Annotated in this window: 10 protein-coding genes; 9 read left to right on the top strand and 1 reads right to left on the bottom strand. The window is 40.6% G+C overall.

The features are described 5' to 3' along the window. Positions 1 to 6 precede the first annotated feature (6 nt). The 7 genes from HMPREF9144_RS11955 to HMPREF9144_RS11985 all read left to right on the top strand — a co-directional run bounded on the left by HMPREF9144_RS11955 (position 7) and on the right by HMPREF9144_RS11985 (position 7,947). A complete protein-coding gene (locus HMPREF9144_RS11955; protein WP_006046375.1) occupies positions 7 to 1,461 on the top strand; it encodes a methylaspartate mutase subunit E in 1,455 nt (484 codons plus the stop codon). 219 nt (positions 1,462 to 1,680) lie between these two features. Further along, a complete protein-coding gene (locus tag HMPREF9144_RS11960) occupies positions 1,681 to 2,922 on the top strand; it encodes a methylaspartate ammonia-lyase (RefSeq protein WP_006046376.1) in 1,242 nt (413 codons plus the stop codon). A 657-nt stretch (positions 2,923 to 3,579) separates the two neighbouring features. Then, positions 3,580 to 4,956 (top strand): acyclic terpene utilization AtuA family protein, encoded by a 1,377-nt coding sequence (locus tag HMPREF9144_RS11965; protein ID WP_040595925.1) that lies wholly within the window; start codon positions 3,580 to 3,582, stop codon positions 4,954 to 4,956. Positions 4,957 to 4,980: 24 nt separating this feature from the next. After that, positions 4,981 to 5,301 (top strand): DUF4387 domain-containing protein, encoded by a 321-nt coding sequence (locus HMPREF9144_RS11970; RefSeq protein WP_006046378.1) that lies wholly within the window; start codon positions 4,981 to 4,983, stop codon positions 5,299 to 5,301. Positions 5,302 to 5,512: 211 nt separating this feature from the next. Beyond that, positions 5,513 to 6,457: a P-loop NTPase family protein gene (locus HMPREF9144_RS11975; RefSeq protein ID WP_006046379.1), complete on the top strand. Its 945-nt coding sequence runs from the start codon at positions 5,513 to 5,515 to the stop codon at positions 6,455 to 6,457. Positions 6,458 to 6,459: 2 nt separating this feature from the next. Beyond that, positions 6,460 to 7,302 (top strand): fumarate hydratase, encoded by an 843-nt coding sequence (locus HMPREF9144_RS11980; protein WP_006046380.1) that lies wholly within the window; start codon positions 6,460 to 6,462, stop codon positions 7,300 to 7,302. A gap of 90 nt (positions 7,303 to 7,392) precedes the next feature. Then, a complete protein-coding gene (locus tag HMPREF9144_RS11985) occupies positions 7,393 to 7,947 on the top strand; it encodes a Fe-S-containing hydro-lyase (protein ID WP_006046381.1) in 555 nt (184 codons plus the stop codon). Between the two features lie 471 nt (positions 7,948 to 8,418). On the opposite strand, the gene HMPREF9144_RS11990 is transcribed toward HMPREF9144_RS11985, so the two are convergent. Next, complete coding sequence (locus tag HMPREF9144_RS11990; protein WP_006046384.1) at positions 8,419 to 8,907, bottom strand: outer membrane beta-barrel protein; 489 nt, start codon at positions 8,905 to 8,907, stop codon at positions 8,419 to 8,421. A gap of 993 nt (positions 8,908 to 9,900) precedes the next feature. Between HMPREF9144_RS11990 and HMPREF9144_RS11995 the strand changes: the two genes are divergently transcribed. Both HMPREF9144_RS11995 and HMPREF9144_RS12000 read left to right on the top strand, forming a co-directional pair. Beyond that, a complete protein-coding gene (locus HMPREF9144_RS11995) occupies positions 9,901 to 11,088 on the top strand; it encodes a peptidoglycan D,D-transpeptidase FtsI family protein (RefSeq protein ID WP_040595815.1) in 1,188 nt (395 codons plus the stop codon). A gap of 44 nt (positions 11,089 to 11,132) precedes the next feature. Then, on the top strand, positions 11,133 to 11,981 hold the full coding sequence (locus HMPREF9144_RS12000; protein ID WP_006046389.1) for a patatin-like phospholipase family protein: 849 nt from the start codon (positions 11,133 to 11,135) through the stop codon (positions 11,979 to 11,981). Positions 11,982 to 12,330 lie beyond the last annotated feature (349 nt).

The raw sequence follows: 12,330 nt of genomic DNA on the forward strand, positions 1-12,330 counted from the left end.
ACTATTATGGAATTAAAGAATAAAAAACTAACCGACGACGAGTTTTTCAAAGAAAGAGCCGACGTCTTAACACATTGGGAGACTGGAAAAGGCGTAGACTTCCAAGAGGCTGTAGATTACCAAAAGAGTATTGCACCAGAGAAACGCTTTGCATATAAACTACAAAAAGCAGTAGAAAACGGCGACACTCTTATCCAACCCCGCGCCGGAGTAGCACTCTATGAAGAACATATAAAGCTACTACGATTCCTTGAAGACGAAGGAGAAGCAGACCTGTTACCATCTACTGTAGATAGCTACACACGTCTGAACAGATACAAAGAATGCGAAGTTGGTATTCAAAAAAGCTTCGAAACCAACCGTTCAATGCTGAATGGATTCCCCATTGTGAACTATGGCGTGGACATTTGCCGTAAGGTTACATCGGCAGTAAAGAGCCCTGTACAGGTTAGACACGGGACTCCTGATGCACGTTTACTTACAGAAATCTCTATCGCAGGTGGTTTTACATCATACGAAGGTGGAGGTATCTCATACAATATTCCATATTCTAAAGCACACCCAGTAGACCAAGTAATTCACCATTGGCAGTATGCCGACCGCTTAGTTGGACTATACGAAGAAGCAGGAGTATCTATAAACAGAGAGCCCTTCGGACCTCTTACTGGTACACTTATACCTCCTTGCATATCAAATACCGTCGCTGTAATAGAGGCAGTGCTAGCTGCTACACAAGGAGTACGCGACCTTACTGTTGGATATGGCCAGTGTGGTAACCTCATTCAGGACGTTGCTGCAATACGTTCGCTTGATATTATGACACGCAAATACCTAGATAAGTTTGGCTATAAGGACGCTCGTGTAACCACAGTGTTCCACCAATGGATGGGCGGATTCCCACAAGACGAAGCTAAAGCCTTTGGAGTTATATCATGGGGAGCCGCTGCTGGTGCATTGGCAAAGGCAACAAAGGTTATCGTTAAAACACCACACGAGGCTATGGGTATACCTACAAAGGAGGCAAATGCAGCCGGATTACGTGCCACAAAGCAGGTTATCAATATGCTAAAAGACCAAAACTTCCGCGAAATTCCTGCCGTTATAGACGAGAGCGAAATAATTATGCGCGAAATGGAATGTATTCTTAATAAGGTGGAAGAGCTTGGAAAGGGCGATTGGGCTGTAGGTACTTGCGCTGCAATAGAGGCTGGAGTGATTGACATTCCATTTGCACCAAGCAAGTATAACGCTGGTAAAGTGTTGCCTGCACGCGATAATCAAGGTGCTATCCGACTATTGAATATGGGTAATATGCCACTCAGCGACGACTTAGTTATATTCCATCGCCAGAAGTTAGAGGAACGAGCAAAAGCCGAAAATCGTCCTGTTAGCTTCCAAATGGTTATCGACGACGTTTACGCAATTGGTAAAGGACACCTTGTTGGACGCCCTAAAGACTAACAATGTTGGTAATACCACAATAGCAAACTCTATAAAAAGAACGTTTTCGCTAAGTTAAACGACTAATGCTAAGATAGCTTAAGCACAGCCTTAACAAGAAAACAAATCTTTAGAAGAGCAAGAAAAGAACTCTCAGAAAAAACATAAACTAACATATTGGTCCCACAAAAGGGAAACAATAATACTGCAGTGGGACCATAACTTAAACAAATTCTTATTATGAAAGTTAAGAAAGTTGTATGTGCCCCAGGTAAAACGGGCTTCTTTTTCGATGACCAAAAGGCCATCAAAGCCGGTGCAAAGAACGACGGTGCCTTCTATATTGGCACTCCATTAACACCTGGTTTCACACAGGTAAGACAAGCTGGCGAGTCAATTAGCGTTATGTTCATACTTGAAAACGGCGCTATTGCATACGGCGACTGTGCTGCTGTGCAGTATTCAGGTGCCGGTGGCCGCGACCCATTGTTCCTTGCGAAAGACTTTATTCCAGTTATTGAAAAAGAAATAGCACCACTTTACGAAGGCAAAGAAATAACATCGTTCCGCGAAATGGCAGACCTCGTAGACAAAGCTATTAGTCCGTCTACAGGAAAAATATATCATACCGCTATAAGATATGGTGTAACACAAGCTTGTCTCGATGCTGTTGCAAAGAGCCAAAGCAAATTAATGGCACAAGTAGTAGCCAATGAGTATGGCACAGAGGTATCAAAGAAGATTATTCCTATCTTCTCTCAATCAGGAGACGACCGCTATTTGAATGCCGACAAGATGATAATGAAGTGTGCTGACGTACTTCCACATGCTCTTTTCAACCACGTTGAAACAAAGGTTGGACTAAAAGGCGAAAAGATTAAAGAGTATGTTGGCTGGCTACGCAACCGTGTTCTCGAACTACGTCCATGCGAATGCTACAACCCTATCTTCCATATTGATGTTTATGGAACACTCGGCATCGTCTTCAATAACGATTTTGAGGCTATCGCTAAATACATTGGCGAGGTGGCAGAAATAGCAAAACCTTTCCACCTACGTGTAGAAGGACCAGTTGATATGGGCGAACGCGAAGCACAAATAGATGCTTTAGCTGCTATACGTGCCGCAATGGACCGCGATGGAATAGACGCTGAGATTGTTGCAGACGAATGGTGTAACACCTTAGAAGATATAAAAGCGTTCACTGAAAAGAAGGCTGGACACATGGCACAGATAAAGACTCCAGACCTCGGAGGTATCAACAACACCATCGAAGCCGTACTTTACTGTAAAGAACACGGCATGGGTGCTTATCTTGGAGGTACTTGCAACGAAACAAACCGCTCTGCAGAGGTTTGCGCTAACATTGCTATGGCTACCAAACCTGTACAGTATCTTGCAAAACCTGGTATGGGAGTAGACGAAGGTTATATGATTGTGTTCAACGAAATGAGCCGCATCTTAGCACTCACTGCCGAATAGAAACATTATTATATATACGCAAATTCAATATCATAAGATAGAAAAAAGAATGTGGCGTCTGTTCTATTCAGATATGACGCCATATTCATCAAAGTATGACAACCTGCCCGTTAAGAACCAACGCAAACAGATTCTTGGATTAATGCTATTGCAACCATAAATAAAAACAATTGGTTTCAGAAAATAGAACAAGTTTGTTTATATCGCAAAAAGGTAGTTTTTAGAATACAAAAACATAGTTTTTAGAATACAAAAGTATGGTTTTTGGAATGCAAAAACATAGTTTTTAGAATACAAAAGTATGGTTTTTAAAATGCAAAAACATAGTTTTTAGAATGCAAAAGTATGGTTTTTGGAATGCAAAAGTATAGTTCTAAGAATGTAGATCTATGGTTCTAAGAATGTAGATCTATGGTTCTACAAAAGTAGATCCATAGTTCTAAAAATGCAATATAAGAGATATAAAACGCAAACGCAGTAATCTTTAAACACAGGCAACGCAACTTTCAAAAGCAAAAGTCATATTTATTAGAATATCTAAATATTGGGACAAACCTTTTATACTATGTTTCTTTAACTTGCATAAAGTTATTGAACTTTGCTTCCAATCAGGCAATTAAGAGGTTTCACCACACAATTAAAAAAGGAAAACAACAGATGGAAGAAATCAGAATACTCTCCACTACAGCTATTTTGGGCTATGGTTTCCCTATGGAATCGTTCGTAGAGGGAATGAAACGTAAGCCCCACGTAATCGCAGTAGACGCTGGTTCATCAGATCCAGGCCCTTATTATCTTGGCGCAGGCAAGTCGTTCACAGACCGCAACTCTGTAAAACGCGACTTAGAAATTATGATTCCTGCTGGAATAGAAGCCAAAGTACCCGTAATTGTAGGTACTGCTGGTGGTAGCGGTGCACGTCCTCACGTAGAATTTGTGCTCGATATCATTCGCGAAATAGCCAAAGAGAAAGGCCTTTCTTTTAAGATGGCAGTAATAGAATCGGAGTTTGAGAAAGACTTTATTAAGGAAGAACTTCGCAAAGGAAAGGTTAATCCACTTGCTCCAGCTAAGCCTATCGGCGAAAAAGACGTAGACGAAGCAGTTCATATCGTAGCTCAAATTGGCGAAGAACCATACATCAAGGCTTTGGAAGAAGGTGCCGACGTAATTATTGCTGGCCGTTCTTACGACCCATCAGTATTCGCTGCCCTTCCAATAAAAGAGGGATTTCCAAAAGGTTTAGCCATTCACTTGGGCAAAATATTAGAGTGTGCGGCTATCTGTGCACTACCAGGAAGTGGTAGCGACTGTATGTTTGGCTATCTACATCACGACGATTTCGTGCTCGAACCATTATCTTCAGCTCGCAAATGTACCACCCTTTCTATCGCAGGACACACACTTTACGAGAAAACAAACCCTTATATTCTGCCTGGTCCAGGTGGTGCTATCAACCTACACGAGTGCAAATTCGAACAAGTAGACGACAATAAGGTACGTGTTTCTGGGTCAAAGTTTGTACCAACCGATAAGTATTACGTTAAACTCGAGGGTGTTCGCCGAGTAGGTTTCCGCACAATGTCGCCTGCAGCAGTTAAGGATCCTATCATGATTTCTAAGATAGACGAAATTACAGAGGCAGTTCGCGCTCGCGTAGAAGACAACTTTAGGAAGTACGGTATTACCGATTTCTTCCTCGATTTCAAGATTTATGGCAAGAAAGGCGTAATGGCAATGTTCAAAGGAATAGAGGAATCGCACTCCGATGAGCTTCTTATCATTATCGAAGCCGTAGCCGATAGCCAAGAAACAGCTAACACTATCTGTAGCTTTGCACGTAGCACGATGCTCCACTTTGGCTACGAAGGTCGCTATTCTACGTCAGGCAACCTTGCATTCCCCTTCTCTCCATCAGATTGTAAGATGGGCGAGGTTTACGAATTCAATATCTATCACCTCTTAGAAGTAGACGATCCAACAAGTCTCTTCCCTATTACATACGTCAATTTCGACAGGGGAGAATGCAAGTAACAAACAGTTTAAGAAGATAAAAACATGGCACAATATAAATTAATAGACGTGGCTTCGGTGATTCGTAGTAAGAATTCGGGCCCTTTCGAACTTACATTCGATGTCATTTTTAAAGACTTTGATATGTACAACAAGGTGAAAGCAGCAAACATTTTCAACGAAACAATGTTCTGCAACCTATACCATATCAAGCCAGAAGACATAATAAACATTATACACTTCGACCCTGCAAAGGCAATAAAAGTAACCATTGTTCGTCCTATTCCATCTGGTTCATTAGGCGAAACCGATGTTTATGGTGCACAACAGCATACGCCTTTGATGAAGATGAGCTTCGAATTATAAAATAGAAAACAAACGAGTTGGCACAAAAACTATATTATAGGGTGTGCCGACTCGTTTTTTTCTATTGCAAAAATTAATGCTTTCTGCCCTCATTATGGCAATATAGAGAAAACCAAACTCTATTTTTTATAATTAGAACAGATATTTTCTAAGTCCTATTACATTAGTTTAAAGAGCAGTATTAGCAATAAACTCCACAACAAAAAAGGCAATGATAAATCCACTTCAGCAATATCTTATCTCAACACAATACTTTGCTCCACGTGGCAAAGAGCGTCTTATATTCCTCGGCGACCACATTTCTCAACGCCACCTTCTGTATACCGACCGTCTCATTGGTATTGTAGGCGATGCTGGTTCTGGCAAATCTTCGCTCATAAAAGGTATGTTTCCTGGTTTGGAACTCACCAACGACGACGACATAATTAACCCTCGCAAGATTCTTTCTATGCGAGATTCCATTGCATTAGGCGAAATTAAAGAGGCTTCATCGTTCCATTTGGACATTCGTTTCCTTACTGGCTTTATGCAAATGTGGGAGATTGCCGAATTTGTTAAGACATTGTTGGAACACAAAAAGCGAGTTATTGTTGAACATTTCAACCTTTTACGCAAGGCTTTAGGGCGCAATGCCGATTTGATTGTGGGCATTGGCGAAGAAATTATTGTGGCTCGTCCCTCAATGTTTGGACCACTTCCAGAAAGCATTTACGAGATTGTGCACGAGTCGTTGAAGTATCGTAAGATGGCACATACAGCAGAAGAGATTACCCGTTACATACTTGAAGAGGACTATAACATATCTTCCGACCATTATTATTTCTCTGATATACGTAACGGTTTCGTGCTTAAATTCTACAAACACGAGGACTTTAGCATAGAGGAACTCGAACAAAAGGTGCGCAAAATTATAGAAATGCACCTCCCAGTAGCATATTACGACGAAGAACACATTACCGTTGGCAAACGCATAGTAGAGTGTGGAGGTCCGCGTTTGCAGGTAAATAATACCAAAGATATACAGAATTTTGCTTTCGTTAAGGAGTTTATGTACGACCCCGATAGCAAAACGCATTGCCTAATAGGCATTGTTGATACGAATTACGAGAACATTGAGAACAGAAATACACAGTATTTCCTTACAAGACAAGTATAAGAATGAGAGAAATAGAAGCATCTAAGATTACAGAGCTGGTAGAAAAGCTTTGTATAGAAGCATGTTACGTGCTTGCAGACGATATATATAACAAGCTCGCAATATGCCAAAAACAAGAGAAATCGCCCTTAGCAAGCCAGATAATAGGTACGATTGTGAAAAACGCCGATATAGCTAAAACCGAGCGTGTACCTATGTGTCAGGACACAGGAATGACCGTTGTGTTTGTTACAATGGGGCAAGATTGCCACATTACAGGTGGTTTTATAGAAGACGCCATAAACCAAGGGGTACGACAAGGCTACTCTAAAGGTTATCTTCGCAAGTCGGTTGTGAAGGATCCAATAGACCGTGTGAACACAACAGACAACACTCCTGCCATTATTCACTACAATATTGTGCCGGGAAACGAGTTCCATATTACCGTAGCACCTAAGGGTTTTGGTAGCGAAAACAAGAGTGGACTGAAGATGCTGACGCCAAGTGCAGGCATAAAAGGCATTAAACAGTTTGTTATAGACACTATTTTCCATGCCGGTGGCAACCCTTGTCCACCTATTATTGTAGGCATTGGCATTGGTGGAACTATGGAACGAGCTGCCTATTTAAGCAAAAAAGCATTGCTCCGACCGGTTGGCAGTGTTAGCGAAATGCCCCATGTGGCTAAATTAGAGAAGGAATTGTTAGACGAAATTAACAAACTTGGCATCGGTCCATGTGGTTTTGGTGGCACAACTACCGCCCTACAAGTAAGCATTCTCACCAATGCCACGCACATTGCTGGCTTGCCTGTATCGGTAAACATTGGTTGCCATGCTACACGCCATGCAGAAGGCTCTCTCTAAACACTACAAACGCTCTCTGAAAAACATTCGTACAGAGTTAAATAGAGGTGGCGTTTCTTACACAATACCCTAAATACAAGAAAACAAAATATGGAAGAAAAACGAATAATATCGGCTCCATTCACCGATGAAACCATAAAATCGCTCCATGCTGGAGATATGGTTTATATATCAGGAACTATATATACGGCACGCGATGCAGCGCATAAACGGTTGTGCGAAATGCTTGATGCGGGCGAACCTATGCCTTTTAACTTTGAAGGACAGGCTGTTTACTATGCTGGTCCGTGCCCTGCTAAGCCTGGACAACCCATTGGTTCGGTAGGACCAACCACTGGAGGACGTATGGATGCCTACTCTCCACGACTCATTCAACAGGGGCTTCGTGTTATGATTGGTAAGGGCTCGCGGTCTGAAGAGGTTATCGATGCACTAAAAAAATATACCGGAGTCTACTTTGCTGCCATTGGTGGCGCAGCCGCACTTATGGCAAAGGCTGTTAAAGAGGCAGAAGTTATTGCCTTCGATGAGCTTGGAACAGAGGCTATACGCCGTCTTCGGGTAGAAGAATTGCCCGTTATTGTTGCCATAGACCACGAAGGTAACGATATGTATAAGCTGGGTGTAGAGAAGTATAAACAGTAGAAACTACTACAATATATATACTACAGAACAACCTTACGTTTGTTTTGGCAGCAGCGTTGTTATGCTCACAATGCGCTAAAATATAGAAAAACTTATAAATGCCATATATTTTCTGAACTCCTACTTTGTCTTTTTATAAGACAGGTAGGAGTTTTTTTTATAGCAAAAAACAAGCTAACAAAGCCGAAACTACAGTTTTACAGTGTGCATAAACCCACAAAAACAACCGCTGCACCTTGTTAATGCTATATTCTCCTCCCCCTCTTTTGTTCGTCGTTTGCTGTTTATTATAGCTCGTTATACTTTGTTTATACGCAACATAACATACTCTGCAATAAAACAAGGTTTATATTTGTTCTAACAGTTTTTTAGGTTTAAACTATAAAAGGTGTGGAAAGCAAATGCTTCAGCCACACCTTTCTTATCATAATAGAGGCAAACCTACGGTTTAACAACCTCTATAAAAGAACTTTATAATCTATATGTCAGTCCCACACTTGGCACCAATTGGTTGTAATTATCTATAATTTGATATTTCAATTCTGCATTCACATTAATCCTATTGATAAGCTGATACTGTACACCACACCCAAGATTAACCGCTAATCTGTCTTCTGATGCCGACTTCTTCTTGCCGTCTAACAGTACAAAATGCACATTCCACTTTGTATAACCTACCCCCACAACAGGATAAACCTGTAGTTTTGGAGCAACATCAAACAGGTAATGGAGGTTTGCATTTATATCCCACATAGATACATCGTCCTTCTTTAAAAAGTGATCTATAGATGCTTCGCCACGCAAACGGTCGGTTAAATAGTACTGACCTTTTACTCCTAAGCCTATATTTTTTACTTTTGTACCATACGAAAGGTTTACACCTATTGCCTTATCTCCCTTTTGTGCTGAAGCAGAAATACTTACAATGGCAGCACATACTAATACTAATAGTTTTTTCATTTTACGTTTTGTTTATATTATTTTTGTGTGATTGAGCTTTTTAATTGATTGTATTACAGAAGGTAAGTGGTTATTTTAACCGTGTTCGTACGCTTATTAGTATGCCATAAAATTCTCTTTTTGTTGCCATAAACGGCATTTAGGCAAACATAAAAATTTGTTTTAGCATTACACCTTCCACAAAACAACAGCATTGCAATGTGGCGCATAAGCAGCCAGAACTACACCTCCATTTCTATATATTGTTTGTTATACTCTCTCTACATACGAATATTTAGTTTCATTTCGCAAAGATATGCAAATTAATTTAAAGTACAAAAACTTTTCATAACTTTCTTTTCACAATGTGTTTATTATTTATTAATACGTGGTTTTTGCCTAATTGGTTATTAAAGTTGGTTTATTTTGTTCCGCCATAAACACAGTTTATAAACCTCATAATAAAGATATTACCATATACAACAAAGGCGAAAGGCGTGCAAAATGCCAACAAGCATACAACAAACTACCGAGTGCGGTGGCATTTACACCATATAATAATGTACGAAACATCTACCAGTTGTAACCGAAGCATAACGCAGTTCATAACCATCTAATAGACAACGTCTTACGAAAGTCCATTTTTCTGTATTACAAAAGTATGGTTTTTGGCGTTCAAAAACCATGCTTTTGCAGCACAAAAACCATACTTTTACATTGCAAAAACCCCCTTTTTGAAATTAGAGAATATACACCACCCGAAACCACACCGTTTGTTCATTGCGCAAATGTATGGAAACGAACATTCCGCAAGGCATTTTTATCAATTCATTGTGCCCGTTTCATCAACAAAAACAATTGGTTTTGGGGTTCGTAACACTATGTGTTGCTGAAATAATATGGCATGTATTGTTCTCGTAAAATAAAGTAAAAAACGTCAATTCGCCCCCACCAGTTACATCGTAAATATAATCTTTTAACTATCTTTGCATATCTAAATCCGATTAAAAAAATATGAAGAGATATATTATAAGCATACTTTGTATGCTCGCAACAGCCACAGTCATAGCACAAGAATACCACGGTGAAATGGAACGACTGTATCCCGACAAAACAAAAACAACCAAAAAAACAACCAAAAAAAACACTCCAACAGAAAAGAAAACGGATACCGACGAAAAGAAAACCACCCCAAAGGCTGCCAGCGAACCCACAACAACGTTGCTACCCGACCTTCAGCAACTGGCAAACGAACTGTTGAAAGGACGCAAAGGAAGCATTGTTGCCATTCGACCGACTACTGGAGAGGTGATATGTTTGGCAACAAACTCGCCCGAAGGTCCTAATACCAACTTGGCTATTGCCACTGCATACGCCCCGGGGTCTACCTTTAAAACAGCACAAGCACTCACTTTCTTATCGGAAGGTACACTAAAACCCGAAACCAAAATGGCTTGCTATGGGGCTTTTCGCGAAGAAAACATAAAAGTGAAATGCCACAAACACAGTTCGCCACTTATGCTTAGAGCCGCTATTGCCAGTTCGTGTAACACCTATTTTCTAAAGTCTTTTGAGAACATGATAGGCAATAAAGCAAAATATGGCACCTATTCGGCAGCCATAGACAAGTGGTATAGCTATATGACGAGTATGGGATTAGGCGGTCCGCTCGGCATCGACATACCTGGAGAAATGGGTGGATTGGTGCCCAATTCGGCTTATTTGGCTCGCCGATATCGCATAGGCTGGCGTCCGCTCACCATTATTTGGACAGGAATGGGGCAAGGCGACATAACAGTAACCCCCCTACAACTATGCAATTTAGCTGCTACCATTGCCAATCGTGGCTATTTTTACACACCACACATACACGCCAACACCGCAGAACACCCACTACCGAAACGCTTTACAGAGCGTAGACTTACGCTAGTAAGCCCTAATGCCTATCCACCAGTGATAGATGGAATGCGCAATGCCGTAGCATGGGGAACCGCACGCGATATAAATACAAAAGAATATACCATTTGTGGGAAAACCGGAACGGTGGAAAATCAAGGCAAAGACCACTCGGCGTTTATTGCTTTTGCACCAATGAACAACCCAAAAATAGCCATAGCAGTGTTCATTGAGAACGCTGGTTTCGGTGCAGATGTAGCTGCTCCCATTGCAGCACAGATTATAAAGAAGGCACTAAAACGATAGATTGCAACACAAAAAATGGTGTGCTATAAAACTAAATATATGTTATGAAAACAGGATTGGTATTGGAAGGAGGCGCAATGCGAGGCTTATTCACAGCTGGCGTTATAGATGTGCTAATGGAAAACAATATTAAGTTTAACGGTGCCATAGGGGTTTCGGCAGGCGCTGCCTTTGGTTGCAACTACAAGTCGGGACAAATTGGACGCGTAATACGATACAGTAAACGCTTCGCAAATAACAAGAAATATGCCTCGTTGTGGTCGTTGCTTACCACAGGCGACTACTTTGGAGCCGAATACGCCTACCATTTCATACCAAATAAGCTGGATATTGTAGACTTCGAAACCTTCCGTAACAATCCAATGGAGTTCTGGGCAGTGGCTACAAACGTGGGATCGGGAAAGGCAGTGTACCGCCAACTTAACACGTTAGACTATGAAGAGTTGGAGTTTGTGCGGGCTTCGGCATCAATGCCACTGGTTTCTAACATTGTGAAACTTAACGGACAACGCCTGTTAGATGGGGGTGTGGCAGACTCTATTCCGCTTGCCTTCTTCCAAAAACAAGGATATCAACGCAACGTTGTGGTGCTAACGCAACCAAAAGGCTACCGAAAGCAACCCAATAAGCTAATGCCGTTGATGCATTTACAGCTACACCGACACCCAAAAATGCTGAAAGCACTGGCAGAACGACACATTATGTATAATAAAGAGGTAGACTTGGTGTTACAAGAAGAGCGAAAAGGCAACGTTTTTGTGCTTCAACCGCAAATTAAACTTACCATTGGACACACATCGCACAACCCTAAAAAAATGCAAGAAACCTACGAACATGGACGTAAAGTGGCTACCGAAGAACTGGAAAAGCTAAAGCAATTCTTAGCAAAATAGATATTTTGTAGGTGCACTTAACAACTTTAAAAAAACTATTTTCCATAGCAAATATCTTGTTTTAGAGGATATACACTTTGCAAAAACATTGTTTTTTGCAAATGTTTGAGGCATTCGCAGAACACTAAAAACACCATTTTTTAGAGAAACAAACACACAAACAGAACACAAAAAAGTATATCTTTTCAGACAACTTTTACTATCTTGTATTCTCAAAAGTTTTCCAAAACAGAAAACTTATATATCTTTTAAGAAGCAAAATATTTTCTTTTTATTCTAAATAAGCTAAAAACTGTATCTTTAAAGCCATTTTATATATACTTAATAATCAGAGCATTATAAATAAAAT

Source organism: Prevotella pallens ATCC 700821, from assembly GCF_000220255.1.
Classification (GTDB): domain Bacteria; phylum Bacteroidota; class Bacteroidia; order Bacteroidales; family Bacteroidaceae; genus Prevotella; species Prevotella pallens.